The sequence below is a fragment of the Dactylosporangium sp. NPDC000555 genome (genome assembly GCF_040300025.1).
In the GTDB taxonomy this organism is placed as follows: Bacteria; Actinomycetota; Actinomycetes; order Mycobacteriales; family Micromonosporaceae; genus Dactylosporangium.
In genome coordinates this window covers 1-26,970 of sequence record NZ_JBEPDB010000034.1, presented here as the reverse complement: position 1 = coordinate 26,970, position 26,970 = coordinate 1, and the positions used below count along the sequence as shown (strand labels likewise).

Here is a 26,970-nt window from a genome sequence, read left to right as displayed (position 1 = left end):
CATGTCCTCGCCCATGAGCGGCATGGCGGGTTGGGAGACCTTGCGTGCGCTGCGCAAGGCCGACGAGCTCGCCGGGAAGCGGCTCGGGCGGGACACCACCCGGCGGATCATGCGCTTCGCCCGGCCCTATCGGCGCGACATCGCGGTCTTCCTGGTCACCGTCGTGTTCGGGGCCGCGACCGGGGTCGCCACGCCCTATCTCGCCGGCGACGTCATCAACAAGATCAATATTGGCGGACCCGGCGCCGGCACGGCGGTCGTGCGGGTCGCGCTGCTCATCGGTGGCCTCGCCGTCGTCGACGCGCTGCTGTCGCTGGTCCAGCGGTGGTATTCGGCGCGCATCGGCGAGGGCATCATCCTGGCGCTGCGCCGGCTCGTGTATGACCACGTCCAGCGCATGCCGTTGCAGTTCTTCACCCGCACCCAGACCGGGGCGCTGGTCAGCCGGCTCAACAACGACGTGCAGGGCGCCCAGCGCGCGTTCACCTCGACCCTGTCCGGGGTGGTCAGCAACGTCATCCAGCTGGTGCTCACCGCCGCGGTGATGCTCACCCTGTCGTGGCAGATCACGCTGCTGTCGCTCGTGATGCTCCCGCTGTTCATCCTGCCGGCCCGCCGGGTCGGCCGGCGCCTGGCCGCCATCACCCGCGAGGCATACCAGCTCGACGCGAAGATGAACGCCACCATGACCGAGCGCTTCGGGGTCGCCGGCGCCCTGCTCGTGAAGCTCTTCGGCCGCCCCGACGACGAGGCCGAGCGCTTCGCCGAGCGGGCCGGGCGGGTCCGCGACATCGGCATCCAGACCGCGATGTACAGCCGCGTCTTCTTCGTGAGCATGCTGCTGGTCGCCTCGCTGGCTCAGGCGCTCACCTACGGCCTCGGCGGCTGGCTCGCCGTGGGCGGCAGCCTCACCGCCGGCACGGTCGTCGCCCTGGCCCTGCTGCTCACCCGGCTCTACGGGCCGCTCACCGCACTGTCCAACGTGCGGGTCGACGTGATGAGCGCGCTGGTGAGCTTCGAGCGCGTCTTCGAGGTCCTCGACCTCGCCCCGTCGATCGCCGAGCGCCCCGACGCGCGCGAGGTGCCCAAGGGCGCGGCCACCGTCGAGTTCCGCGACGTGCACTTCCGCTACCCCAGCGCCGCGGAGGTCTCGCTGGCCTCGCTCGAGGACGTCGCCGGCCTCGATCGCACGGTTACCGAGGAGGTGCTGCGCGGCGTCACGTTCTCCGTCGCCCCCGGTCAGATGGTCGCCCTCGTCGGCCCGTCCGGCGCCGGCAAGTCCACGACCGCGATGCTCCTGCCGCGCGTCTACGACGCGACCTCGGGCGCGGTCCTCATCGGCGGCATCGACGTGCGCGACGCGACCCTGCAGTCGCTGCGCGACACCATCGGCGTCGTCACGCAGGACTCGCACCTGTTCCACGAGACGATCGCGGAAAACCTGCGATACGCCAAGCCCGGCGCCACCGACGACGAGCTGTGGACGGCGCTGCGCCGCGCCCAGGTCGGCGAGCTCGTCGAGTCCCTGCCCGACGGCCTGGACACGGTCGTGGGCGAGCGCGGATACCGCTTCTCGGGCGGCGAGAAGCAGCGGATCGCGATCGCCCGGCTGCTGCTCAAGGCCCCGTCGATCGTCATCCTCGACGAGGCCACCGCCCACCTGGACTCCGAGTCGGAGGCCGCCGTGCAGCGCGCGCTGTCCGAGGCCCTGACCGGCCGCACCGCCCTGGTGATCGCCCACCGCCTGTCGACGATCCGCGACGCCGACCAGATCCTGGTCGTCGACGCGGGCCGCATCGTGGAGCGCGGCACCCACGATGAACTGGTCACGGCCGGCGGCCTCTACGCCGAGCTGTATCGCACCCAGTTCGCCGTCGTCGATTCCCCGCTGGCCCACCCGTCCGTCCCCCGGTCTTCCCCGGCCCCGGCAGTCCCGGCGGTTCCCCCGGTTCCGGCGCCGTGACACTCCTGTGCCGGGCACCGGCGCCGGGGAAGCCCGCCTCGTTGACCAGGTGGTCGTGACGGCCGTCAGGTCAGGACCGGCCAGGCCAGCTGGGCCCTGGTGGCCTGCAGCACCGGGGTCTGCGGGTAGTCCTGGCTGGGGAGCCGGCCTCGGATGGCGTGCAGCCAGTCGCGGTAGGTCGCGGACCCCGGCAGGGCGGCCAGCGACGACAGCGCCACGTAGGTGAAGGCGCCGTTCGGGCGGCCGTCGAAGGAGGCGTCGTAGGAGTACTCGGCGTCGCGGCAGCCGGCGAGCAGCACCGTGGTCGAGGCCTGGTTCCGGGACGTGCTCGGGCCGGTCGTCAGCGAGGCGCGCAGGCGCTGCCGCGAGGTCAGGAACGTCGACGGCGGCAGGAACCGGGTCCGGCCGGGGCGGTCGCCGATCGGGTGGTTGAGCCTGGTCAGGGTGCCGGAGTGGCAGGAGTCGGAGATCAGTACCGTGCGCACGCCCGGGGCGGCCAGGGCGAACAGCTCGTGCAGCTCGTCGTCGAGCAGCGGGCCGTTCGCAGCGATGTCGTACGGGCACAGCGCCTCGTCGCGGTGGTCGGGCTCGTCGCCGTCCTCGTCCGGGACCCAGGTGCCGTGGCCGGAGTACGTGATGACGACCGCGTCGCCGTCGGCCGAGCGGCTCAGCAGATCGTGGATGCCGGCGCGGATCGCGGCACCCGACGCGGCGCTGTCGATGAGGCGACGGGTGTCGAAGCCGCGGGCGATCAGCGCGGCGGCCCAGTCGTCGGCGTCGTTGCGGCAGCCGGTGAGGTCGTTCTCGGTGCCGGGATAGTCGTTGATCCCGATACACAGTGCGAGTTTCATCGTTCCCCCGTGGGATCGAAGCGGACCTGACGTACTGATGGCGTCACGTAAGGTGGGCAAGGTTGGCAGCGACACCCGCGAATCGACGCCCTTCGTCGAAACGCGCAAATCGGGCGTTACGCCATGTTTCCCGGGCCAGGCGTCACGCTCCCGGCGGCGAGCGGCGCGGGGTCGGCGCGGCCGGCCGGGTCGTGCCGCCGGGCGTATCGGGCCGCCGGGGCGGGGGCGCCGCGCGGCGACATCGGCAGGGCGGCATCGGATCGGCCAGCGCGGCCACCCGGCGCAGCTCGGCCAGCAGCGCCTCGTCGGCGTCGGCGGCGGCGCTCATGGGATGGCGGGCCACATGCGGCCCTTATGCGCGTCGTCGGCGGGCCCGTTCGCGGTTCCAGCGCCCGGTCTGCGGCGTTGGCATGGCTTCATGGAGGTCTCCGTCCCCGTGTGGGCGCCGCTGCTGCTGCACGGGCGGCGCCGATTCGCTGAGTAGAGGGCCGGCCCGACGCCCCTGATACACGGCGGCACAGATCGTCGGGTTCCTGTCGTTCGGGTCCGTTCGATCTGCGGCGGTCGATCACGGCCGGCGTCCCGGCGTCCGGATCGCGACATCGTGGCGGGTCGTTCTGGTTCTGCCGGCCGGACCGGCCGGGCCTCCGCAGTCGTTTGGATCCTGACGTTCGCGCGGATCGGGCGAAGGGCTGCCATGCCCACGACCTAGCCTCCTAGGAAGCCAAACCGCGGGTGAGCAGGGGCCGGGGGCGAGACCCGGAGCAGTCAGCGGCGGCGGCGGGACAGGAGGCCGCGACGGCGGGGGACGGGGGCCGTTTCGCCGTCGTACGCGTAGTCCGCCTCGCGCGCGGCCAGTTCCTCGCGGGCCAGGTCGGGCAGGGCGTCGCCGGCCGAGCGCGCGAAGTCCCAGCCGTCGCGCAGCGAGCCGTTCGGCGGGCGGCCCGCGGCCCACGCGGCGAACGCCGGCACCCACGCGTCGCCGTAGGACGCGGCGAGAAACGGCCACCGGGCGGCCACCTCGCCGGCCCGTTTGCGACGGAGGGCGGCGGTCGTCGCCCGTACCGCCGCGGCATCGAAACCGGCGGGCACCTCGCCGCCGGCGACCAGCGCGGCCACCAGCGCCCGCTGCCGGGCCGCGAGATCCGGGGGCGGGGTCACGTGATCGCCGGCCAACCCGCCGCGGCGGCGATCGCGTCGAGCTCGGCGGTCAGGGCGGACGCCGGCGGGTAGTCGCCGTCGCGCTCGAGCATGAGCGCGGGGTGCGCGCGCAGAGCTCCTTGACCAGGGCCAGGACCTCCGGCGGCATCGGGTCGGTGTGCGTGTCGTGGTAGTAGCCGCCCTGCTGCACGCCCCCGGCGACGTGGACGTACGCGATGCGCTCCAGCGGCAGCTCGTCGAGCAGCGCGGCCGGGGGCTCGCCGCGGTTGCGGGCGTTGGCGTACACGTTGGCGATGTCGAGCAGCAGCCCGCAGCCGGTGCGGTCGAGGATCTCGGTGAGGAACTGGCCCTCGGTGAGCTCCGGGCCGGGCCAGTCGAACAGGGCCGCGATCGGCTCCAGGGCGAGCGGCACCCCGCCGAGGGCCGCCTGCGTGCGCCGCACGTTGGCGACGATCGCGTCGACCGCCTCGCGGGTGCGGGGGACCGGCAGCAGGTGGCCCGCCTCCAGGTCGCCGGCCCGCACGAACGCGATGTGCTCGCTGACGAGCGGGGCGCCGAGCAACTCGGCGCAGCGGTGCAGGTGCGCGGCGCGCTCGTCGGAGACCGGCTCGGCGCCGCCGAGCGAGAGCTTGACGCCGTGGGGGATCACGCGGACCCCGCGCCCGACGAGCTCGGCGAGGCCGTCGGGCAGGGGCGCGTGCGTGTGCAGGGACTCGGCGACAACCTCGGTGAACCGCAGACCGGGCAGGCCGGCCACGTAACCGGCGATCTCGGGGCGCCAGCCGATGCCGACGCCGTGGGCGGAGGTCGTCATCCGCCACATCCGCCGCCACCGCCGCAGCTCGAGCCGCCGGAGTCGCTGGAGGACGACGAGCAGCTGGAGGACGAGGAGCAGGTACTGCCGGAGTCCGACGACGAGGACAGGCCGGTCTGGGCGACGTGGCGCTGCAGCTCGGCCGCCTGGGCGAAGGCCGGGTCGGCCAGCCAGAACGCGCCGACACCGAAGAGCCCGACGCTCAGCGCCGCGGCCTGCGGGCCGTACGTGGTCCAGGACGGCTTCTGGCTCGGCGAGAGGTGCCGTACGTCGCGCCGCATCTTGGTGAGGATTCGCTTGCCGGCGCCGGAGACGCGCCGCACGGACAGCAGCGCGAACGAGGCGATGCCGACGGGGATGAGCAGCAGGACGAGGTTGCCGACCGGTTTGTCGTTGCTGATGCCGGCGAACAGGCGGGCGATGCCGATCGCGAGGACGGCGAAGACGACCAGGGCGCCCATCCGCACCGCGCGGCGGGCCTGGTCGTCGAGGATCCAGCCGTCGCGGGCCAGCTCGGCCTCGCTGCGGTCGAGCACCTCGCGCACGCTGTGGTGCGTCTGCACGCCGGTGGTGGTGATGCCGTTGCGGGTGACCGCGTACACGGCCCGGTCCAGCTCGGAGGCGCCGGTCGGGGGGTGGGCGACCTGGCGCAGGTAGCCGCGCTTGTCGCTCTCGATGGAGCCGGCGGCGCGCAGCGCGGCGAGGGAGCTGTAGACGGCGAGCCGGCGATCCCCGTTGATCAGCGCGGCCTGGGTTGCGGTGAGGTCGCGGGCGTTGCGCAGCGACGGGCCGGCGGTGTACGTGCGCCGCCAGATGAGCACGCCGATGATCGCAACGGCGGCGAGGCCGAAGTAGAGCCACAGGAACTGCGGGCCCGGGATCCCCCAGGTGTCGCCCGGCCCCGCCACGATCGATGTCGTCATGGGCTCAGTGTGGGCGCGGGTGTCGAGCGCGGCATGTCACCGTTTGGACACTTGAGGAAACCTTGTGGTGGATGGCGGGGCTCACCTGCGCCGCACGGCCGCCTCCACGAGGTTGAGCACGGCCTCCAGGTCCTGCACGGGCCGGCCGGTGGCCAGGTGCAGCACGAGCCCGTCGTAGGCGAGCTCGAGGAACTGCGCGAGGATGCCGATCGGCACGTCGGCGCGCAGCACGCCGGCCTCGAGCTGGCGCTGCAGGCGCTCGCGGGTGGCGGCGGCGACGGCCTCGGAGCGGGCGGCCCAGCGCTTGGCGAACTCGGGGTCGGTGCGCAGCCGCCGGGAGACCTCGAGCTGGCTGCCGAGCCAGCCGGTCACGTCGGGCTCGCCGGTGTCGGACGCCGCGGTGGAGGCGGCGCTGAGCAGGTCGCGCATGACCTGCACGAGACCGTGCTCGGCGACGGTGGCTACCATGGTGGCGGCGTCGTCCTCGGCGACGGCCAGGAAGAGCGATTCCTTGTCGCGGAAGTGGTGGAAGATCGCCCCGCGGGAGAGGCCGATCTCCTCCTCGAGCCGCCGCACGGTCGCGCCCTCGTAGCCGTGGCGGGCGAAACAGGTCCGGGCGCCGGTGAGGATCTCGTTCCGGCGCGCATCGAGCTGGTTCTGGCTCACCCTCGGCACAGGGTCGATTATGCAAGCCGTACATACGGTTTGCATACTGGGGCGTTGCGAGCATATTTCTCGCATCTGCTTGGTCGCGTTTGCGGTGGTTTGTCGAGGCCGGCGCCCGTCCGAGCGAAAATGAGGATCTGTTCGATGTCTATTTGGTCACGTACCCTGCCCGCGTGCCCCTGTTGTTGCTCAGCCTGGACGACACGCTGCTAGACAGGGCCGGGGCGTTCCGCGCGTGGGCGGGCGAGTTCCTCGGGCGGCTCGGCGCGCCCGAGTACGACATCGACTGGCTGCTGGCCGTCGACGCCGACGGCATTGGCTCGGTCTGGGACGTCGCCGAGGCGCTGCGCAAGCGCTACGGCCTGCGGTGCAGCGCGCTGGACCTCGTCGAGGAGATCCACCGCGCGATCATGGAGCGGATCCGGCTCGACCCGATGACCGCCTGCGCGCTCGCCATCGCCGAGGACTCCGGCTGGGTGCCGGTGGTCGTGACCAACGGCGAGGCGCGAACGCAGGAGGAGAAGCTCAGAAAGACCGGCCTCGATCGCTACCTCGCCGACTGGGTCATCTCCGAGGAGGCCGGGGTGCGCAAGCCCAACCCGCGCATCTTCGCCATCGCCGCGGAGCGGGCGCGGATGCGCCTCGGCGGCGCCTGGCTCATCGGCGACAGCCCCGAGGCGGACATCGGCGGCGCGGACGCGGCCGGCGTGCACAGCGTCTGGCTGCACCGGGGCCGCCGCTGGAGCGAGCGGCGCTACGCGCCGACCCGCACCGCCGACGGCGTGATCGCCGCGATCGCCGAGGTCATGGCCTCGCGCTGGTAATCCGGTTGCGCCATTTTCCTCCAGTACCCATGGTGAGCTGAGCTTCGAGTCGAGAGGGGGTTGGTACGCATGGCTGCCGTCACGGCGCGCTTCCGCATGCCCGGACCGATTCCTTTTCTGTTGACTCAGGAGAACTCGCGTTGCGCGACCAACACTTCGATGCACCCCGCCGTCGTCGCTTCGACGACGACGACCCGACCTTCCTGAAGCGCCTCTCCCACGACTTCGACGCCGCCTGGGACGCCGCCGACGAGCCGGCCGGCGAGGCCAGCGAGGGCGAGTGGACCAGCTGGGACTCGCCCGGCGTCCAGCACGGCCCGGAGCCCGTCCCCGACTGGGTGGTCACCGACCTCGGTGCCCGCGACGTCGACCGCGGCGTGCTTAAGACCGGCAAGGAGGCCGACGTTCACCTCGTGGAGCGCGGCGTGCCCGGCACCGACCGGCGGATGCTGCTCGCCGCCAAGCGGTACCGGGCGGCCGAGCACCGGATGTTCCACCGCGACGCCGGATACCTCGAGGGCCGCCGCGTCCGCGCTTCCCGGGTCACCCGCGCCATGGCCGGGCGCACCGGGTTCGGCCGGGAGGCGATCGCCGGCCAGTGGGCGGCGGCCGAGTTCGCCGCGCTGGCAGACCTGTGGCAGCTCGGCGTCGCCGTGCCGTATCCGGTGCAGCTGCTGGGAACCGAGCTCATGCTCGAGTTCGTCGGCGCGCCGGACGGCACCGCGGCACCCCGCCTGGCCCAGACCCGTCCCGACCGGGAGGCGCTGGAGAGCCTGTGGCGGCAGCTCGCCGACGCACTGCGCGTCCTGGCGCGGGCGGGGCTGGCGCACGGGGACCTGTCGCCGTACAACCTGCTGGTGGACGGTGAGCGCCTGGTGCTCATCGACCTGCCGCAGATCGTCGACGTGGTGGTCAACCCGAACGGCACCGCCTTCCTGGCCCGCGACGTCACCAACGTGGCGCGCTGGTTCACCGGCAAGGGGTTGCCCGTCGACCCGGAGCTGCTGATCGGCGAGCTGCTGCACGACGCCGGGGTGCGCTGACGGGGCCGCGGCCCGCCCGGCTTCGTGGCCGGGCGGGCCGTCGCGGTGCGGGTGTCCGCAAGATCGCCGTCAGGGAATGATGAGCAGCTTTCCCGTGCTCCGGCGACCCTCCAGCGCGTCGTATGCGTCGGCGACCTCGTCCAGCGGATAGCGGCCGGTGATGGCGGCGTCGACAACGCCGTCGGCCACCCACCGGAAGAGCGTTTCGGAGCGTTCCAGCAATTCCGCCCGGGTGGCGATGAAATGGATCAGGGTCGGGCGGGTGAGGAAATACGAGCCGGCCATCAGGCGCAGCGGGTCGAACGGCGGGACCTTTCCGCTGGCCGCGCCGAAGAGCACCAGGGTGCCGCGCGGGCGCAGGGCCTGCAGGCTGGTGTCGAAGGTGTCCGCGCCAACCCCGTCGTAGACCGCGTCCACCCCGGCGCCGCCGGTCAGCTCGCGCACCGCGTCGAGGGCCGCGGAGTATTCCACCGCGCGTACCGCACCCGCCGCCTCCGCCAGGGCCCGCTTGTCCGGCGTCGAGGCGGTCGCGACCACCCGGCCGCCGAGGTGCGTGACGATCCGGGTGAGTAGCTGGCCCATGCCCCCGGCCGCGGCGTGCACCAGGACCGTGGCGCCGGGGCGCACCGCGAAGGAGTCGTGCGTGAGGTAGTGGGCGGTGAGCCCCTGCAGCAGTACCGCGGCCGCCTGCTCGGTCGAGATCTCCTGCGGCACCGGCACCAGCCGCTCGGCCGGCACGAGCGCCTGCTGGGCGTGGCTGCCCGGCACGCCGGTCCACGCCACCCGGTCGCCGGGCGCGATGCCCCGCACGCCGTCGCCCAGCCGCAGGACCGTGCCCGCGCCCTCGCTGCCCAGCGGGGCCGGCAGCGGCACCTGGTAGATGCCGCTGCGCTGGTACACGTCCATGTAGTTGACCCCGCTGGCGCCGACCAGCACCAGGGCCTGGCCCGGGTCGGGCGCCGGGTCGGGGCGGTCCCGCACCTGCAGCACCGAACGATCGCCGAACTCCTCGAACACCACCGCGCGCATCGGGTCGCCTCCTCGAATGTCAGGTTTCTTGTCTACCCCAGCCGTCGATCGGAATTGTCGTACCGCTGCCGTAGCATCCGGGGGTCTTTGGAGGTGAGCGCGTGGGGCCGACCCCGACCCATCGTCTCGCGATCGATCTCGGCACCTGCCACACCGTCGCGGTCGTGCACCGCGGCGAGGAGGCGCCCCGGGCGCTGCTGTTCGACGGCTCGCCCGTCATGCCGTCGGGCATCTACGCCGATGAGCAGGGCCGCTTGACCGTGGGCCGCGACGCCGAGCGGCGCTCCCAGCTCGCGCCGGAGCGTTTCGAGCCATATCCGAAGCGCAGCGTCGACGCCGGCTCGGTCCTGCTCGGCCAGGCCGAGGTCACCGTCGTGGAGATGCTGGCCTCCCTGCTGCGCCGCGCCGCCGAGGAGTCGCTGCAGGCCGGCGTCAACCCGGTCGGCTCGACCGTGCTCACCTGCCCCGCCGACTGGGGCGGCCAGCGGCGGGGCGTGCTGCTGGAGGCCGCCCGCGCGGCCAACCTCGGCCCGGTCGTGCTCGTCGACGAGCCGATCGCCGCCGCCACCTACTGCCTGCGCGTGCTCGGCCACCAGGTCGCCCCGCTGCAGTCCCTCGCCGTGTTCGACTTCGGCGGCGGCACCCTGGACGTGTCGGTGGTGCGTCGCGAGTTCGACGGGCTGCGCGTGCTCGGCCTCGGCGGCCTCGACGACCTCGGCGGCGTCGACATCGACGCGGCCCTCGTCGGGCACCTGGGTCAGCTGATCCACCTGCGCAACCCGGAGCTGTGGCAGCGGCTGTCCAACCCGGACAGCACCGCCGCCCACCGCGACCGGCGGGAGCTGTGGAGCGAGGTCCGTGCGGCCAAGGAGATGCTGTCGCGGTCCGCCTCCGCCCCCGTGCACCTGCCCGGCACCGACGAGGCGCTGCACCTGACCCGCGAGGAGCTCGATCGGGTCGCCGGGCCGCTCATCGACCGCGCCGTCGACGAGACCCGCCGGGTGCTGGAGCGCGCCGGGGTCGACGTGCGCCAGCTCGCCGGCATCTTCCTCGTCGGCGGCTCCAGCCGCATCCCGCTGGTCGCCAGCCGCCTGCACACCCGGTTCGGGGTCGCCCCGGTCGTGCCCGAGCAGCCCGAGCTCCCGGTCGCCTACGGCGGCATGCTCGCCGTGGGCGCCTCGCCGCAACAGCAGTTCGACGCCCCGCCGGCGCCACGCCCGCGCCCGGTCCCGGGCACGCCCGTCTCCCCCTCGGCCTTCGCTTCCGGCCCGTCCTACCCCGTTTCCGGCGGCTTTGCGGTCCCGGTCTCCGGCGTGCCGGGCGCGCCGACTTCCCCGGGCGGCTATGGCTCGCCGGCCGGCCCAGCCTCGAGCATGGCCTCGACGACGCTTCCGGTCGCGCCCGCCTCGCCCGGCGTCCCACCCGGCGGCCAGCCGCCGCTGTCCCCCCAGCGCCCGGTCAACCCACCGGCCCAACCGGGGTTGCCTCAGACCGGGATGGCCCAGGCCGGGATGGCGGCGCCGGCCATGGCCCCGCCCGCTTACGGGCCGACCCCGCCGGTGGTGCGGTCGCGGCGGCGCACCGGGCCGTGGATCGCGCTGGTCATCGTGCTGGCCATCATCGGCTCGTGCGTGTGGGGCGGCAACAAGATCTTCACCTGGGTCGGCGACCAGGTCCAGTCGGTGAAGAACGGCATCCCCGGGTTCGACAGCACCGACGGGCCGGGGCAGGTCGACCGGCTCAAGGCAGGCACGCCGATCCAGCTCAGCTCCGACGGGGCGATCGCCGCCGTGGCCGGCAACGGCAGCATCTACACCGCCCAGGTCAGCACCGGCACCACGGTGGTGGCCGCCTACGAGACCACCGGCAGCCAGTCCTGGACCGTGCAGTTGCAGATGGAGCCGGCGAAGGTCCGCCTGACCGTCGTGGGCAACCTGCTGCTCGTCGATGGTGAGAACGACGCCAAGGCCGGCGGCGACGGCAAGAAGGCGTCCCGCTCGGTCATCGATCTCGCCACCCACACCGCCAAGTGGACCAAGGAGTGGGGCAGCCGCATCGACATGGTCTACATCGGCACTGACGCGATCATCGAGAATCGTGACTGGAAGAAGCCCGCGATCGAGCGGGTCAACCTCGCCGACGGCTCGGTCAAGTGGAGCAGCCCCGGCGACCCCAACGGTCACCGCATGGGCGGCGATCGCGGCGCGAAGCCATCGGTGCGCTGGCCGGGCACCAATGCCCCGACCGACCTGCGGGTGCCCACCTACCAGCTCAACTTCGCCGGCCAAGTGCCGTTCCAGGAGTCGCTGTCCGCCGACGCCGGCAGCGCCGTGCAGCTGATGAGCGACACCAAGGCCGCCACCATCGACCTCAACACCGGCAAGCAGCGCTCCAGCGGCACCATCAGCAAGGACTCCGGTGCCAAATCCTGGCTGGTCTACAACGACCTGGCGATGTTCAAGCCCGAGGCGGACGGCAACGTCGTGGCGTACAAGATCTCGGACTGGAGCAAGGCCTGGGAGTACAAGTCGGTCGCCGGCACCACGATCGACGACCTGCGCCCGTGCGGCGAGAAGCTCGTCTGCGTCGCGGGCAAGCAGACCTCCGGCAAGGACGTGCTGATCGCCATCGACACCGCCGAGGGCCAGACGAAGTGGACCAAGATCTCGATCCGCGACCGCGGCGGCGTCATCTCCGGCACCGAGAAGCCGAACTGGTACGTGCTGGACGGCAAGCTCGTCGGCGGCCACGGCGTGTTCACCACCATCGGCGACGCGGCCGTGCTCGACCCGGCGAACGGCAACGACCAGACCCCACTGGGCCAGGGCCTGCCCGCCCGCAACGTTCAGGCCGGCTACGGCAACAAAGTGGTCATCGAAACCATCAAGCCGGGCACGAGCACCTGGATGGCCTGCGTCTACACCCTCGACGGCAAGCCGGTCGGCTCCGGCCAGGTGCCCACCCTGCTGCTGGACGTCTCGGTCAGCGACGACTCGATGGTGCTGTTCGACGACAAGAACGCCAAGGTGTACCGGTTCGGCATTCCCGCGGCCAAATAGCGAGCGGCGGGCGTCCGAGGTGGACGCCCGCCGCCGCCTGGCGACCGGAGCGGGTTACGCCTCGATCATCTTGCGCAGCACGTACTGCAGGATGCCGCCGTGGCGGTAGTAGTCCGCCTCGCCGGGGGTGTCGATGCGCACGACCGCGTCGAACTCGATGCCGGTGTCGGTGCTCACCTTCACCGTGCGCGGGGTGGAACCCTCGTTGAGCCGCTCGACCCCGGTGATCGTGAACGTCTCCGTGCCGGACAGGCCCAGCGAGTCGGCCGACTCACCCTGCGGGAACTGCAGCGGGAGCACGCCCATGCCGATGAGGTTGGAGCGGTGGATGCGCTCGTAGGACTCGGCGATCACGGCCCGCACGCCCAGCAGCGCGGTGCCCTTCGCCGCCCAGTCGCGCGAGGAGCCGGAGCCGTACTCCTTGCCGGCCAGGATCACCAGCGGCACGCCGGTCTCGGCGTAGGCGACCGAGGCGTCGTAGATGGTGGTCTGCTCGCCGGTGAGGTGGTTGACCGTCACGCCGCCCTCGGTGCCCGGCGCGAGCTGGTTGCGCAGCCGGATGTTGGCGAACGTGCCGCGGATCATCACCTCGTGGTTGCCGCGCCGGGAGCCGTAGGAGTTGAAGTCCTTGCGCTCCACGCCGTGCTCGGCGAGGTACTTCCCGGCGGGGGAGTCGGCCTTGATGGAGCCGGCCGGCGAGATGTGGTCCGTGGTGACCGAGTCGCCGAGCTTCGCCAGCACCCGGGCGCCGGCGATGTCGCTCACCGGGGCCGGCTGCGTGGCCATGCCCTCGAAGTACGGGGGCTTGCGCACGTAGGTGGAGTCGCCCGCCCAGTCGAAGGTGTCGCCGGTCGGGGTCGGCAGCGATCGCCACTGCTCGTCGCCGGCGAACACGTCGGCGTAGCGGGTCGAGAACAGATCGGCGCCGATGGCCGCGGCGATGGTGTCCTCGATCTCCTTCGTGTCCGGCCAGATGTCGCGCAGGTAGACCGGCTGCCCGTCGGAGCCGATGCCCAGCGGGTCGTTGGTCAGGTCGACGTCCATCGTCCCGGCCAGCGCGTAGGCGACCACCAGCGGCGGCGAGGCCAGGTAGTTCATCTTGACGTCCGGGTTGATCCGGCCCTCGAAGTTGCGGTTGCCCGACAGCACCGACACGACGGTGAGGTCGTGCTCGTTGACCGCCGCGCTGATCGGCTCCGGCAGCGGGCCGGAGTTGCCGATGCAGGTGGTGCAGCCGTAGCCGACCAGGTTGAAGCCGAGCTTGTCGAGGTAGGGGGTGAGGCCGGCCCGTTCGTAGTAGTCGGTGACCACCTTCGAGCCCGGGGCCAGGGTGGTCTTCACCCACGGCTTGCGGGTCAGGCCCTTCTCCACGGCGTTGCGGGCCAGCAGCGCCGCGCCGATCATGACCTGCGGGTTGGACGTGTTGGTGCAGGACGTGATCGCGGCGATGACGACCGCGCCGTGGTCGAGCTCGTAGTCCTCGACCCGCACCGGCTTGGACAACCGGCCGTTCGACCCGGCGGCCGCCGAGACCAGCTCGTGCGGGCGGTCGCCGTCGCTCACCAGGTGGTTGGCCGGCGGGTCGCTGGCCGGGAACGACTCGGCGCTGGCCTCGTCGGCCGGGCCCTCCACGCCGTCGCCGACGTAGTCCTTCAGCACCGAACGGAACAGCGGCTTCGCGGTCTTGAGCGGCACCCGGTCCTGGGGCCGCTTCGGACCGGCCAGCGACGGCTCGATCGAGCTCAGGTCGAGCTCGAGGCGCTCGGAGTAGTCCGGCTCCGCGGCCGGGTCGTGCCAGAGGCCCTGCTCCTTGGCGTAGGCCTCGACCAGGGCGACCTGCGCCTCGTCGCGGCCGGTCAGCTTCAGGTACTTGATGGTCTCGTCGTCGATCGGGAAGATCGCGACCGTCGAGCCGTACTCCGGGCTCATGTTGCCGATCGTGGCCCGGTTGGCCAGCGGCACCGCGCTCACACCCGGCCCGTAGAACTCCACGAACTTGCCGACCACGCCGTGCTTGCGCAGCATCTCGGTGATGACCAGCACCAGGTCGGTGGCGGTGGTGCCCTCCGGCAGCTCGCCGGAGAGCTTGAAGCCCACGACCCGCGGGATCAGCATCGACACCGGCTGGCCGAGCATCGCGGCCTCGGCCTCGATGCCGCCGACGCCCCAGCCGAGCACACCCAGCCCGTTGACCATCGTGGTGTGCGAGTCGGTGCCCACGACCGTGTCCGGGTAGGCCTGGCCGCCGCGCGCCATGATCACCCGGGCGAGGTACTCGATGTTGACCTGGTGCACGATGCCGGTGCCCGGCGGCACGACCTTGAACTCGTTGAACGCGGTCTGGCCCCAGCGCAGGAACTGGTAGCGCTCCCGGTTGCGGCCGTACTCCAGTTCGACGTTGCGCTCGAAGGCGTCCGGGCGGCCGAACAGGTCGGCGATGACGGAGTGGTCGATGACCAGCTCGGCCGGCGCGAGCGGGTTGACGCGCTTGGGGTCGCCGCCGAGCTCCACGACCGCCTCGCGCATGGTGGCCAGGTCGACCACGCACGGTACGCCGGTGAAGTCCTGCATCAGCACCCGCGCGGGGGTGAACTGGATCTCCACGCTGGGCTCGGCCGAGGCGTCCCATCCGCCGAGCGCGCGGATGTGCTCGGCGGTGATGTTCGCGCCGTCCTCGGTCCGCAGCAGGTTCTCCAGCAGGATCTTCAGGCTGTACGGCAACCGCCCGGCGCCCTCGACCTTGCCGATCCGGTAAATCTCGTAGCTGGCGTCACCGACGCTCAGCTGGCTCTTTGCTCCGAAGGAGTCGAGGCTCGCCACGGCGTGTGCTCCTCTTCCGTCAAGTTCGTGTTTCCCGTATGCCAGTCTTCCCCAGCGCGCGCCGACCGAAGCCGCGGGGTTCGGGGTGTCAAGAAAACCGTACGTCCGTCTTGTTAAATAGGCAAGGTTGTATCAAGCTGTGAGCCATGATTCACCACGTTCAGATCACCTGTCCGGCAGGCTCTGAGCCGGCCTGCCGCGCGTTCTACGCGGACCTGCTCGGCCTGGCCGAGGTCGCCAAGCCGCCGGCGCTCGCCGTCCGCGGCGGGTGCTGGTTCAAGGGCCAGGGCATCGAGCTGCACCTGAGCGTCGAGGAGCCCTTCGCACCCGCCCGCAAGGCCCACCCCGGCCTGCTGTGGCCCGACCTGGACGGCCTGGCCGCCCGCCTGTCTGCCGCCGGCTACGAGCTCACGTGGAGTGACGAGCTGCCGGGGCATCGCCGGTTCCACACCTTCGACCCGCACGGCAACCGGCTGGAGTTCCTGGCCCCCGTCTAGCGCTTCGATGATGCGCCTGCGCGCCGGACACGTGCCCGGCGTGCAGGCGGGCGTGGCGCCGCGGTACCAACGTTTACAGCTCGACGACCTCCCGGCCGTCCCCGGCCGCGCGGAAACCCGCGTCGCGCAGAATGCCGAGGAGTTCGGCGGACGGCGCCGCCTCGAGGGTGCGGGCCGAGGTGGCCCGCAGGGCATCCACCAGGGCCATCAGTACCTGCACGGCGCGGTCGCGCCGGCCGGGCGGCGAGGCCACCCCGGCCAGCCGGACGACGTCCGGGCCGGGGCGGACGGCGGCGAGGGCGGCGGCGGGGTGGCCGTCCTCGGCGGCCGGGTCGACGAGCTCCCACCACTGCAGCGCCGCATCGCGGGCGAGGCCGTCGTTCCACTGCTGCGCGGTCGCACGGGTGAGGTCCAAGCGGCCCGGGGGCACCCGGCGCACCAACAGCAAAGCGGTCACGTTGACAGGATGGCCGGGGCGGCTTGCAAACGGCTTGCCCTCGACGCTCCCTCATGGGCGCGAGACAACCGGGTTCGTACTGTACGAGTTCGCCTCGCAGTCATCGAGGTGCACGTGTAGGTGGTGGAGTCGACTGCCGGGCGCCCTGATCGGCGGGCTCACGGGGTGCGTTCTCCGCAGGCAGGGCGGGCCCTCGCCGTCGTACCAGCAGGCACCGGCATTCTTGCGTAGCACCCCAGGGCTCACTGCCCGGTTGGCAGTCGCAATCCGGGAATGCCACGCGGTTGTCGAAGTGGCACGATGTGACTAGAATTCTGGTCATGGCGACGATTCCGTTGGCTGATGCCAAGGCGCGGCTGTCGGCTGTTCTCGACGAGGTCCGCGACACCCATGAACGTGTGGTGATCACCCGTAACGGGCGGCCGGAGGCGGTCCTGATGGCCGTGTCCGACTTGGAGGCGCTGGAGGAGACCTTGGATCTGCTGTCCACTCCGGGCGCGCTGGAGCAGATCCAACAGGCCGAGGCCGACATCGCCGCCGGCGATGCGATCGACGCCGGCGAGCTCCGCCGCCAGCTCGCCGCCCGTGCGGAGCGGGAGCGGCGTGACTGAGGAAGAAGCCTACAAGCTGTCGCTTGCGCCGGCCGCGCGCCGATCGTTGACCGAGGGGCCCCCGATCGGCCTGCCCATCGGAGTGGCCGCTGCCGTCGGGGAGTTCATCTTAGGACCGCTGCTACAGCGGCCCTACGTCGTGGGCAAGCCATTGACCAACGAGCTGGCCGCCTATCACTCGGCCCGGCGCGGCGCCTACCGCGTCGTATACCGAATCGATGACAAGACGCGCGCGGTGCATGTTGTGCGCATCGATCACCGTGCCGACGTCTACCACTCGTAGCCTGGACCACTGGTACTGCGTCCGCCGTGCTGGGCAGCCTGACCGGCATCCTGTTCGTCGCGGACCGGGGCGGGGATGCGCTTGCGTGCGATGTCGGCGTCGAAGCCCAGCTCGGCGAGGAGGGTCCCGGCTCGGGCCGGTGTCGTAGGCGCGGTCCAGATGCGCGGTGACCTGCTCGGGTGAATCTTCAAGGCATCGGATTAGGGTGAGACGCCGGTCAGACGGGCGTACTCCTGCGGGGTGCCGATCGCCGCTCGGCGCTCAGGATTCTCCACGTAGTGCTCGACGACCGAGCCGAGGAAGACGGGCTCGACGGCGAGCAGGTCGAGCGGCACGAGCAGCCAGCCGGGCTCGGCGCGGTCCGGGCGGCGGATGCTCAGCGCCAGCTTCGGGCCGCGGACGGTCAGCGGCAGCGGCGTGATCGGCACCCGCACCAGGTCGTCCCACCCTAGCTTGCGGTGGCCGCCGGCGCGGATGCTCAGGCCCGCCGGGCTCACCACGATCCGGGGGCCGCGTAGCAGCGGCAGCGCGGCGCAGGCGATGACGAGCGCGGCGCCGGCGTTGATGCCCAGGCGGGTGGTCGGCGACAGGGTGCCGTCGCTCTCCAGGAACACGGTGCCGAACAGGGCCCAGCCCATGGTGAGCCGGCCCAGCAGGACCGGCGAGCCGGGCACGACGAACGCGTCGCCGCGCACGCGCAGGGCCGCCGGGGGCGGGTGGTGGATCGGGCGGAAGACGATGCCGAAGACGATGAACGCGGCGCTCAGCACCACGATGGGGGCGAGCAGCAGGGCCACGGCGGCCCAGACCGGGGTGTCGGCGGGCGTGACCCCGAACTCGTAGACGACCCGGAGCGCGACGATCAGCAGGGCGACTGCTACGGCCGTCGCCCTGCTCGCCACCACGTAACGGCCGAACCGGGCGGGCGTCACACGGCCAAGTCTACGAACCGGGCGCGCAGGTCGGCGACCGTCGGCATCGACACGGCGCCGCCCGGCGACTCGCAGACCACGCCCGCCACGTGGACGGCGACGCGGGCCAGGGTCGCCCAGCCGCCGAGGTCGGCGGGCCGGCCCTGGCTGAGGATTCCCCAGCTCAGGCCGGCCATGGTGGCGTCGCCGGCGCCGGTGGTGTCGAGCGGGGCGATGCGGGGGGCGGGCACGAGTACCGTCGCGGAACCGTGCGCCACCAGGGCACCCTGGGCGCCCAGGGTCACGATCACCGCGCCGGCGCCGAGGTCCAGCAGCCGGCCGGCCGCCGCCTCCGGGGAGTCGCCCCACAGCGCGGTGGCGTCCGCGGAGCTGAGCTTGACCAGGTCGGCGGTGGCGGCGAACTCGGCGACGACGTCGGGGTTGAGCCCGACCGTCGGGCGGACGTTGGGGTCGAACACGCGCACCGGGCCAGGACCCGGGCCGCGAACCGCCCAGGCGCGGCGGGCGGCGGCGAGCACGGGCTGGGCGAGCAGGCACATCGAGCCGCAGTACAGCAGGCTGGCGCCGGCGACCAGGGACTCGTCGACGTCGGGGGCGTCGAGCAGGCCGTAGGACGGCGGGGACCCGTAGAAGCGGAACGTCGGCTCGTGGCCCTGGAACGTGGTGACGGCGAGGGTCGTGGCCACGCCGGGGACGGTGACGGTCCCCGCCGTACCGACGCCGGTCTTGTCCAGGAAGTCCAGCAGGCGGGCGCCGAATGGGTCGTCGCCGAACGAGCCGAGGAAGTGCACTGGGGCGCCGAGGCGGGCCATGCCGACGGCGACGTTGAACGGGGCGCCGCCGACGGCGGGCCGGTAGACGAGGTCACCGTCCGACGTCGATTCGAGCAGATCGATCAGCGCCTCACCGATCACCACGCCGTAACCAGTCATCCGGCCAGTATCACGGTGCGGAACGCCGCTTGGCCAGCCAAAGCTCGCGGGCCAGCTCGCCGGGGCTGAGGCCGGGGCCGCCGGGCTCGCGCAGCAGGCGGGTGGCGCCGCCGGACTTGACCGCGTACCAGCGCTGCGACTCGGCGGTCGTCGGCGGCACGGTCCGGGCGGCGAAGACCAGCTGGGCGCGGGCCCGGTTGAGCCGGGGGTCGCCGAGCAACCGCAGCGCCTCGGCGACGAGGCTCGGGTGCAGGACCGCGTCAAGATCGTCCACGAGCAGCACGCCGCCGCGTTCCAGGGCCGGCAGCAGCGCGGCGAGCAGGTCGAGCCAGGCGATGGTGCCGTCGGACTCGCCGTACGCGCCGAGCGGGCGGGCGCCGGTCCGGGCGTCCGGGCCGGCATCGTGGACGAGCCGGACCGAGCCGTCACCGGTGTCGACGCCGGCGATGCCGAGCCCGGCCCGGGCCACCAGCAGGGTCAGCTGATCGCTCCACCGGGCGGCGAGGTGGTCGAGGTCGTGGACCAGGCGGGCGCCCGGCGTGACGCGCACCGGGGTGAGCGCCGCCAGGGTCGCGGCGACCGGCGCGAGCCAGGCGTGCTCGGCGTCGGCGGCCAGCGCCAGCAGGGTCGTGGACGGGTCGCGGGCCACCGCGACGGCGAGCGGTTCCAGCCGGGCCTGCGGCAGGGTGCGCACGCCGGACCGGTTCCGCTCGTACCAGACCGTGCGGCGGTCCCCGCCGTACGCGTGCAGCCACTCGCCGACGACCTCGCCCTGCTTGTAGGCGCAGCCCCACACGTGGCGCACCCCCTCGGCGAGCACCTCCGCCTCGAACCGGGTCGGCAGCAGCCGGGTCGCCGGGTCGAGCCGGAACGGGTCGAAGCGGCGGGCGGCGTCGCGGGCGTCGCTGCCGGACGCGGCCAGGGCACGCAGCGTACCCAGCGCGCGCAGCACGGTCGACTTGCCCGACGCGTTGGCGCCGAACACCCCGGCCAGCGGCGAGACGTGCACCGCCGGGCCGTGGACGAGGGGCGCCACGAGGCCGGAGCCGGGCGGCTCGGGCGGGACGGCCAGCAGCGTGAGCTCCTGGATGTCGCGGACCGAGCGGAAGTTCTGAACGCGGAACGTGAGCAGCATCGCCGATCACGCTAGAGGCGGCTCTCCTGCCCGGTACGGGCCTCGGCGCCCGTTTCACCACCCGGGTCACCACGGAAATAGCCCGGCCTCATGGTCCCCGTGACGAACACGGCGTGCCAGACGCAGAAGACCAGCACCGTCCAGAGCTTGCGGGAGTGGTCGGCCTCCTTCTTGCGGTGCGCCCTGAGCAGGCCGCGGACCACGTCGAGGTCGAGCAGGTCGCCGGCGGCGGAGGAGTCGAGCAGGCCGTGCGCCCAGTCGTACATCTCGCCGCGCAGCCACGGGCGGATCGGCACCGGGAAGCCGAGCTTCTTGCGGTGCACGATCGGCTCCGGCACCACCCCGGCCAGGGCCCGGCGCAGCGCCGCCTTCGTCTCCTGCGAGCGCGGCGGCACCTTGAGCTCGGTGGGCAGCGCCGCGGCGACCTCGAACACGGCCCGGTCCAGGAACGGGGTGCGCAGCTGCAGCGAGTGCGCCATCGTCATCCGGTCGGCCTTGACCAGGATGTCGCCGCGCAGCCAGGTGTACAGGTCGATGTACTGCATGGTGGTGACCTCGTCGAGCGCCCCGGCCTCCTTGAACACCGGCGCGGTGACGTCGGTGTGGCGCACGTCGGGCTCGTAGTGGCGCAGCAGCGCGGCCTTCTCCTCGTCGGTGAAGATCCGGGCGTTGCCGTAGTAGCGCTCCTCGATCGGGGTGGTGCCGCGCTCCAGGAAGCTCTTGCCCTTCACCCCCTGCGGGATGACCCGTGACACGGCCCGCAGGCCGCGCCGCATCGAGTCGGGCAGGTGGCTCACCGTCGACAGCGACAGCGGCTCGCGGTAGATCGGGTAGCCGCCGAAGAGCTCGTCGGCGCCGTCGCCGCCGAGCACGACGGTGACGTCCTGCGCGGCCCGCTCGGCCAGGAAGAACAGCGGGACCAGGGCCGGGTCGGCGACCGGGTCGTCGAGGTGCCACACGATGCGCGGCAGCGCCCGCATGAAGTCGGCGGCGGTGACGACCGTGTCGATGAGCGGCACCCCGAGCGCCCGGGCCGACTGCTCGGCGATGTCGATCTCGGAGTATTGCGCCTGGGGGCCGACCGCGTCGTAGCCGACGGTGTACGTGCGCAGGGCCGGGTCCTTCTCGGCGGCGAGCGCCACGATCGCGGTCGAGTCGATGCCGCTGGACAGGAACGCCCCGACCGGCACGTCGGCGCGCAGGTGGGCGTGGACGCTCTCGCGCAGCGCGTCGGCGATGCGGCGTACCACGGCGTCCTCGTCGGTCACCGGCGCCGGGCGGAAGTTCAACTGGCTGTACCGCCGGTTCGCCAGCGGCCCGCCCGGCGTGTACACGAACGACTCGCCGGCGCCGAGCCGCCGCACGTCGGGGTGCATGGTGGCGGGCTCCGGCACGTACTGCATCGTCAGGTAGTGCTGCAGCCGCACCGTGTCGACGGCGGCCGGCTCGGCGACGAAGGGCAGCAGCGCCTTCTTCTCGCTCGCCAGGTACACGCCGGCGGGGGTCTGCAGCTGGTACAGCGGCTTCACGCCGAACGGGTCGCGGGCGCCGAACGCGCGGCGCGCCGAGCCGTCCCAGATCACGAACGCGAACATGCCGCGCAGCCGGTTGACCGCGCTGGGGCCCCAGTGGTGGTAGGCGGCCAGGATGACCTCGGCCTCGCTGTCGGTGGCGAACTCGGCGTTGCGCTCCTCCACCAGCTCCGCGCGCAGCTCGGCGGCGTTGTACACGGCGCCGTCGAGCACGATGAGGTATCGCCCGGCGGTGACGCCGGTCGGCGGGTACGACAGCGGCTGGCGCCCGCCCGGCGGGTCGGTCACCGCGAGCCGCTCCGCGCCGAAGACGACGTCGTCGTTGGCGACGACCCGCTCGTCGTCCGGACCGCGGTGGCGCAGCAGCCCGAGCGCGTCGGCGATCGCATCCCGGTGCGCCGCCGCGCCGCCGCGCGCGCTGACGAACGTGAGAAGACCCGCCATGGCAAGCATCCTCGCACGGGGTACGGTCGCAGGTGGAGCACGAATTCGCGGCGGTGAGAGCGGGGTCACGGTGGCATCAGCAGGTCAGGCATCGGCTGGTAGCCAGTCGCACGACCCCGACTTCCCCGAACGGTTCAGGGCGTTCATGCGCACGGGCTGGCGCGACACGACGCTGGACGTCGCGCCCCGGGTCGAGGCGCCCGACCACGCCAAGCGGCGTGCCGAGCTGTCCGCCGCGTTCCCGGGCGAGACGCTGGTCATCCCGGCGGGCGTCGAGCGGGTCCGCTCCAACGACACGAACCACCCCTTCCGGCCCGGGACCGAGCACGTGTGGCTGACCGGTGAGCACGACCCGGAGGCGGTGCTCGTCATGCGCCCGACCGGTGGCGGGCACGACGCCACCCTCTACGTGCGGCCCCGCTCGCCCCGCGACACCGACGAGTTCTTCACCGACCGCAACCACGGCGAGCTGTGGATCGGCCGCCGGCACACCCTGGCCGAGAAGGCCACCGAGCTGCAGCTGCACACCGCGCACCTGGACGAGCTCGCCGAGGCGCTGGACGACAGCGCGCCGGGGCGCACCCGGGTGCTGCGCGGCTTCGACCCGTCGGTCGACGGGCGGGTGCGCGCCGCCGCCCCGGAGCGCGACCAGGAGCTGACCCGGACGCTGTCGGAGCTGCGGTTGGTCAAGGACGCCTGGGAGCTGGAGCAGCTGCAGGACGCGATCGACGCGACCGTGCGCGGCTTCGAGGACGCCGCCCGGGCCCTGCCGGCTGACCGGCCCGTCAGCGAGCGGCTCGTCGAGGGAGTGTTCGGGCTGCGCGCCCGCCACGACGGCAACGACGTCGGCTACGGCTCGATCGTCGGCGGCGGCGCCCACGCCGCGATCCTGCACTGGACGCACAACGACGGGCACACCCGCCCCGGCGACCTGCTGCTCATGGACATGGGCGTGGAGAACCGCAACCTGTACACGGCCGACGTCACCCGGACCGTGCCCGTCTCCGGCACGTTCACGCCGCTGCAGCGGGAGGTCTACGAGATCGTGCACCGCGCCCAGCAGGCCGGCATCGACACGATCCGCCCCGGCGTGGCGTTCGACGACGTACACCAGGCATGCATGCGCGTGCTCGCCGAGGGTCTCGCCGGCCTCGGCGTGCTGCCGGTGAGCGTCGACGAGGCGATGGACAAGGAAGCCATCCTGTACCGGCGCTGGACCCTGCACGGGTTCGGTCACATGCTCGGCCTCGACGTACACGACTGCGCGCACGCGCGCAAGGAGCGCTACCGCGAGGGCCACCTCGAGGCCGGATACGTGCTCACCGTCGAGCCGGGCCTGTACTTCCAGCCCGAGGACGAGCTGGTCCCGGCCGAGCTGCACGGCTTGGCGGTGCGCATCGAGGACGACATCCTGGTGACCCCGACCGGCGCCCGCAACCTCTCCGACGGGCTGCCGCGCAGCGCCGACGACGTCGAGTCCTGGCTGGCCGCACGCCGTTCGGAGGGGTATCACCTGCCCTGAACTGTCGGATCGGCGACACTTACCGGCAGGCGGTGACCCGCAGCGGTCACCATGCGCCCATGACTGCTGTCATCGTGCTCGGCGTGCTCTTCGTGCTCGTGATCGCGCTCGTGGCGTGGGCCGTGGCGACATACAACTCGCTCGTCAGGGCCCGCACCCAGGTGGACGCGTCATGGGCGCAGATCGACGTCCAGCTCAAGCGCCGCCACTCGCTGATCCCCAACCTGGTGGAGACCGTCAAGGGCTACGCCGCGCACGAGCGCGGCACCCTGGAGTCCGTCGTCGCCGCCCGCAACGCCGCCGCGGGCTCGGCCGGCGCCGGCCCGGCCCAGCAGGCCCAGGCCGAGGGCTTCCTCACGGCTGCCCTGGGCCGGCTGTTCGCGCTGGCCGAGGCGTATCCGAACCTGAAGGCCAACCAGAACTTCCTGCAACTGCAGGGCGAGCTGGGCAACACCGAGGAGAAGATCGCCTACGCGCGGCAGTTCTACAACAGCGCGATCCAGACGTACAACCAGAAGATCCAGACACTGCCGACGAACCTCATCGCGGGCGTCGGCGGGTTCCACCCCCGGCCGTACTTCGAGGCCGCCGCGGGCGAGCGCGCCGACGTCAACGTCCGGTTCTGACGGGCCCCGCGGCCGATGGACATCGACCCGGTGCTGCTGGTCGAGGCCGGCATCGCCCTGGCCGGCCTCGGCGTGTGGCTGCTCGCGTTCTGGGGCGCGCTGCTGCTCACCCGCCCGCGTCCGATCGACGCGCCCCCGCCGACCCAGGACTTCGGCGGCCCCGAGTCGCCGGCCGTGGTCAGCCTGATCACCGGGCGCTGGGAGCTGACCGAGGACGGCGCCGAGTCGACGCTGATCGACCTGGCGGCCCGCAAGGTGCTCGAGTTCCGCCAGCCGGGCAACGACCCGTTGCAGACGACGGTGCACGTCCGGCAGGAACGGCCGTCGGGGCTCAACGCGTACGAGACCATGATCTTCGAGCGGATCCGCGGCCTGGCCGTGGGCGGCATGGTGCCGCTGACCGCGCTGACGTTCCGCGACGAGGCCGAGGCCAAGGGCTGGACCAGGCGGCTCAACGCCGCGATCGTCGCCGACGCCCGCTCGCGCGGCCTGTCCCGGCGCCGCTTCTCGCCCACGATCGTCACCGCGCTGACCGTGATCGCCGCGATCCCGTCGCTCGCGGCCGGCCTGGCCGTCGCGCTTCACGAACGCCGTACCGGCGGCGACGCCACGGGCGCCATCTGGGTCGCCGTCTTCGCCTGGGCGGCGCTGGGAATCTTCGCCGGCAAGTCGCGCGGCGAACGCGACACGCCGCAGGGACGCGCGGCCGCCGCGCGCTGGCTGGGCCTCAAGACGTTCCTGCGCGCCCACGAGAGCTTCGAAGACCTGCCGCCGGCGGCAGTGACGGTGTGGGACCGCTACCTGTCCTACGGCGACGCCGTCGGGGCGACCCGCGTGTGCAGCGCCGTGATCGACCTCGGCATGGGCAACCGCCGCCGGGTGTGGTCCTCGTTCGGCGGCACGTGGCACCGCGTGCGGGTCAGCTACCCGAGCCTGTTCCCGCGGTACGGCCAGAAGGCGGTCCCGCTGATCCTCAAGGCCCTCGCCGGCCTCGCCGTCGCCGCGCTCGTCGTGCGGTTCAACACGATCGCGTTCGACCTCGCGCCCGGCTCGGTCACCGACTGGATCACGCTCGCCGTCCGGGTGCTCATCCTGTGGCCGCTGCTCTACGGCGGGTACACCCTGATCGCCACCCTCGTCGACCTGTTCACCCCGGTCACGCTGACCGGCGAGGTGCTGTGGAGTGAGACCTGGAAGTCCCGCAGCCAGGGCGAGGACAGCCCGTCCATCCCCTGGCTGCACTACCTCGCGGTCGACTCCGGCGCCTCCGACCGCACCGTCGCCTGGGCCTGCCCGTCCGGGCTCGCCGGCCGCGCCTCGCCCGGCGACGTGGTGACGCTGACCGCGCGGCGCTGGACCCGGCGGGTCCTCGAGCTGCGGGTCGAGTCCAGCGCGCGGTCGGGCTCGCAGAGCTTCGGCGACGAGAACACCGACCAGCTCATCCAGCGGGCGATGAACGCCGGGGCACCCGCCCTGGCCACGGCGGTGCGCCCGGCCCGGGTCTCGCCCGCGGACCTCATCACCGCCGAGGAGGTGGGACGGGTCCTCGGCCGGCCGGTGTCCGTGTCCGGCGGCGCGGGTCACGGGGTCGCGGTCGGCCCGATGAGCATGGCGGAGTTCCGGGCGGCGGACGGCTCGGCGCTCGGCATCCTGGTGGCCACCGGCATTGCGGCGGAGCTGGCGATCCGGGCCAACCGCGGCGGCACGGCGGTCCCCGGCGTCGGCGACGAGGCCTTCGCGTCCGGCAAGTGGGCCGTCGCCCGGCGCGGGCAGACGGTGGTGCGGATCGAGCAGCGCTCCGCGGGGCCGGTGCATCAGCCGTACCTGGTGTGGTTGCTCGGACTCGCGGTCAACCGCCTCACTTGAGACGGCCGGTCGTTGGGTAAGAGGATGCCCGGTAGACAGCTGTAGCCACCTCGCAAGGAGAATGCGCATGACCGACCGTCCGCGCCCGCCGTCGCCGTACGACTTCCTGCCCGCGGTGCCGGCGTTCAGTTTGAGAAGCGAGGACCTGACCGACGGCGGCACGCTGCCCGACGCCCAGGTCTACGCGCGCGGCAACACCTCGCCGCACCTGTCCTGGTCGGGCTACCCGGCCGGCACCAAGAGCTTCGCCGTGACCTGCTACGACCCCGACGCCCCCACCGGCGGCGGATTCTGGCACTGGATCGTCTACGACCTGCCCGCAACCGTCACCGACCTACCCACGGGCGCCGGCACCGGCGACAAGGACGGCATGCCAGACGAGGCGATCCACGCCCGCAACGACTACGGCACCCGCGACTTCGGCGGCGCCGCACCCCCACCGCAAGACGCGCCGCACCGATACTTCTTCGTGGTACATGCCCTGGACACCGACTCCCTCGCCGTCGACGCCGACTCGTCAGCGAACGTGGTCGGCTTCAACCTGACCGCCCACACCCTCGCCCGCGCGATCCTCGTCTCGTCATTCGGCTTCTGACCCACGTCCGCCAGGCCCGCCGCGCACCCGCCGGCGGGCCTGCGGCACGCAGACCGCGGCGCTGAACCTCGGCTTCACACCCCTCGACCGGACGAGGAGATCCATCCTGCCTGGCCGCGACTGAACCCCAGGCCGGCACCACGCGGTACGGCTGGGAGCGTGTCAGCGCAAGTGGCATTTGACAAGAAGCGCCCTCGCCAGTCGCTGCGTCGTCGCAGTGACGTGATCTCAACGAGATTGCGGTAGGTACCGGTATTCGAAGTGTGTGAGATGCAGAGCTGCGGCGACGGTGTCGCCGAGTGTGCGAGGGCTGGCGGTGGTGTGACGGAGGGTTCGCCAACGGCCGGTGAGGATGGCGAAGCCGCGTTCGCCGAGGCAGCGCATC

Annotated in this window: 23 protein-coding genes and 1 pseudogene; 11 read left to right on the top strand and 13 right to left on the bottom strand. The window is 72.5% G+C overall.

The genetic code is table 11. The features are described 5' to 3' along the window. The first annotated feature begins 1 nt into the window (after position 1). On the top strand, positions 2–1,963 hold the full coding sequence (locus tag ABT297_RS21195; RefSeq protein ID WP_350552122.1) for an ABC transporter ATP-binding protein: 1,962 nt from the start codon (positions 2–4) through the stop codon (positions 1,961–1,963). Between the two features lie 65 nt (positions 1,964–2,028). On the opposite strand, the gene ABT297_RS21190 is transcribed toward ABT297_RS21195, so the two are convergent. The 6 genes and pseudogenes from ABT297_RS21190 to ABT297_RS21165 form a co-directional block, all read right to left on the bottom strand. Then, positions 2,029–2,814, bottom strand: a complete 786-nt coding sequence (locus tag ABT297_RS21190) for a caspase family protein (RefSeq protein WP_350552119.1) — start codon at positions 2,812–2,814, stop codon at positions 2,029–2,031. A gap of 142 nt (positions 2,815–2,956) precedes the next feature. Next, complete coding sequence (locus ABT297_RS21185; RefSeq protein ID WP_350552116.1) at positions 2,957–3,157, bottom strand: hypothetical protein; 201 nt, start codon at positions 3,155–3,157, stop codon at positions 2,957–2,959. A 425-nt stretch (positions 3,158–3,582) separates the two neighbouring features. Then, on the bottom strand, positions 3,583–3,975 hold the full coding sequence (locus ABT297_RS21180; protein ID WP_350552114.1) for an SCO6045 C-terminal-like domain-containing protein: 393 nt from the start codon (positions 3,973–3,975) through the stop codon (positions 3,583–3,585). After that, positions 3,972–4,789 (bottom strand): annotated as a pseudogene (locus tag ABT297_RS21175) (MbnB/TglH/ChrH family RiPP precursor modification enzyme). The gene ABT297_RS21180 and the pseudogene ABT297_RS21175 overlap by 4 nt, the downstream one beginning before the upstream one ends. Next, positions 4,786–5,712 (bottom strand): TIGR04222 domain-containing membrane protein, encoded by a 927-nt coding sequence (locus ABT297_RS21170; protein WP_350552111.1) that lies wholly within the window; start codon positions 5,710–5,712, stop codon positions 4,786–4,788. The pseudogene ABT297_RS21175 and the gene ABT297_RS21170 overlap by 4 nt, the downstream one beginning before the upstream one ends. Before the next feature lie 81 nt (positions 5,713–5,793). Further along, complete coding sequence (locus tag ABT297_RS21165; RefSeq protein WP_350552108.1) at positions 5,794–6,387, bottom strand: TetR/AcrR family transcriptional regulator; 594 nt, start codon at positions 6,385–6,387, stop codon at positions 5,794–5,796. Between the two features lie 164 nt (positions 6,388–6,551). Between ABT297_RS21165 and ABT297_RS21160 the strand changes: the two genes are divergently transcribed. Continuing rightward, positions 6,552–7,202, top strand: a complete 651-nt coding sequence (locus ABT297_RS21160; protein WP_350552105.1) for an HAD family hydrolase — start codon at positions 6,552–6,554, stop codon at positions 7,200–7,202. Positions 7,203–7,342: 140 nt separating this feature from the next. Continuing rightward, entirely contained in the window at positions 7,343–8,245 is a 903-nt protein-coding gene (locus tag ABT297_RS21155) for a serine protein kinase RIO (protein WP_502885606.1), read from the top strand. Positions 8,246–8,314: 69 nt separating this feature from the next. On the opposite strand, the gene ABT297_RS21150 is transcribed toward ABT297_RS21155, so the two are convergent. Continuing rightward, entirely contained in the window at positions 8,315–9,274 is a 960-nt protein-coding gene (locus tag ABT297_RS21150; protein ID WP_350552102.1) for a quinone oxidoreductase family protein, read from the bottom strand. A gap of 101 nt (positions 9,275–9,375) precedes the next feature. Between ABT297_RS21150 and ABT297_RS21145 the strand changes: the two genes are divergently transcribed. Then, complete coding sequence (locus tag ABT297_RS21145; RefSeq protein ID WP_350552099.1) at positions 9,376–12,333, top strand: Hsp70 family protein; 2,958 nt, start codon at positions 9,376–9,378, stop codon at positions 12,331–12,333. 54 nt (positions 12,334–12,387) lie between these two features. On the opposite strand, the gene ABT297_RS21140 is transcribed toward ABT297_RS21145, so the two are convergent. Further along, positions 12,388–15,153 carry an aconitate hydratase gene (locus tag ABT297_RS21140; RefSeq protein WP_350552097.1) on the bottom strand — a complete coding sequence of 922 codons (2,766 nt, stop codon included), beginning with the start codon at positions 15,151–15,153 and terminating at the stop codon, positions 12,388–12,390. Positions 15,154–15,299: 146 nt separating this feature from the next. Here ABT297_RS21140 and ABT297_RS21135 point away from each other — a divergent pair, with 146 nt between their 5' ends. Further along, positions 15,300–15,650, top strand: a complete 351-nt coding sequence (locus ABT297_RS21135) for a VOC family protein (RefSeq protein WP_350552094.1) — start codon at positions 15,300–15,302, stop codon at positions 15,648–15,650. Positions 15,651–15,723: 73 nt separating this feature from the next. Here ABT297_RS21135 and ABT297_RS21130 read toward each other — a convergent pair whose 3' ends face one another. Continuing rightward, positions 15,724–16,107 carry a hypothetical protein gene (locus tag ABT297_RS21130; protein ID WP_350552092.1) on the bottom strand — a complete coding sequence of 128 codons (384 nt, stop codon included), beginning with the start codon at positions 16,105–16,107 and terminating at the stop codon, positions 15,724–15,726. 320 nt (positions 16,108–16,427) lie between these two features. Between ABT297_RS21130 and ABT297_RS21125 the strand changes: the two genes are divergently transcribed. After that, positions 16,428–16,718, top strand: coding sequence for a type II toxin-antitoxin system Phd/YefM family antitoxin (locus tag ABT297_RS21125; protein ID WP_350552089.1), 291 nt, complete (start codon positions 16,428–16,430; stop codon positions 16,716–16,718). After that, positions 16,711–17,001, top strand: coding sequence for a type II toxin-antitoxin system RelE family toxin (locus ABT297_RS21120; RefSeq protein WP_350552086.1), 291 nt, complete (start codon positions 16,711–16,713; stop codon positions 16,999–17,001). Before ABT297_RS21125 ends, ABT297_RS21120 begins: the two co-directional genes overlap by 8 nt. A 200-nt stretch (positions 17,002–17,201) precedes the next feature. Here ABT297_RS21120 and ABT297_RS21115 read toward each other — a convergent pair whose 3' ends face one another. Genes ABT297_RS21115 through asnB form a run of 4 tightly spaced genes read right to left on the bottom strand, consistent with a single transcriptional unit; the run spans position 17,202 to position 21,976 of the window. After that, a complete protein-coding gene (locus ABT297_RS21115; protein ID WP_350552083.1) occupies positions 17,202–17,933 on the bottom strand; it encodes a hypothetical protein in 732 nt (243 codons plus the stop codon). Continuing rightward, positions 17,930–18,865: a carbohydrate kinase family protein gene (locus ABT297_RS21110; RefSeq protein ID WP_350552080.1), complete on the bottom strand. Its 936-nt coding sequence runs from the start codon at positions 18,863–18,865 to the stop codon at positions 17,930–17,932. The genes ABT297_RS21115 and ABT297_RS21110 overlap by 4 nt, the downstream gene beginning before the upstream one ends. Positions 18,866–18,875: 10 nt before the next feature. Next, positions 18,876–20,000 (bottom strand): AAA family ATPase, encoded by a 1,125-nt coding sequence (locus ABT297_RS21105; protein WP_350552077.1) that lies wholly within the window; start codon positions 19,998–20,000, stop codon positions 18,876–18,878. An 11-nt stretch (positions 20,001–20,011) separates the two neighbouring features. Further along, positions 20,012–21,976 (bottom strand): asparagine synthase (glutamine-hydrolyzing), encoded by a 1,965-nt coding sequence (gene asnB / locus ABT297_RS21100; protein ID WP_350552074.1) that lies wholly within the window; start codon positions 21,974–21,976, stop codon positions 20,012–20,014. A 43-nt stretch (positions 21,977–22,019) separates the two neighbouring features. On the opposite strand from asnB, the gene ABT297_RS21095 reads away from it, so the two are divergent. From ABT297_RS21095 to ABT297_RS21080, 4 genes are all read left to right on the top strand, one after another. Beyond that, positions 22,020–23,498 carry an aminopeptidase P family protein gene (locus ABT297_RS21095; RefSeq protein ID WP_502885608.1) on the top strand — a complete coding sequence of 493 codons (1,479 nt, stop codon included), beginning with the start codon at positions 22,020–22,022 and terminating at the stop codon, positions 23,496–23,498. A gap of 59 nt (positions 23,499–23,557) precedes the next feature. Then, positions 23,558–24,124, top strand: coding sequence for a LemA family protein (locus tag ABT297_RS21090; protein WP_350552068.1), 567 nt, complete (start codon positions 23,558–23,560; stop codon positions 24,122–24,124). A gap of 15 nt (positions 24,125–24,139) precedes the next feature. After that, the gene (locus ABT297_RS21085) at positions 24,140–25,990 is read left to right on the top strand and encodes a DUF2207 family protein (RefSeq protein WP_350552065.1); all 1,851 of its coding nucleotides are present in this window, start codon (positions 24,140–24,142) and stop codon (positions 25,988–25,990) included. A 67-nt stretch (positions 25,991–26,057) separates the two neighbouring features. After that, positions 26,058–26,585: a YbhB/YbcL family Raf kinase inhibitor-like protein gene (locus tag ABT297_RS21080; RefSeq protein WP_350552062.1), complete on the top strand. Its 528-nt coding sequence runs from the start codon at positions 26,058–26,060 to the stop codon at positions 26,583–26,585. Positions 26,586–26,970: the final 385 nt, after the last annotated feature.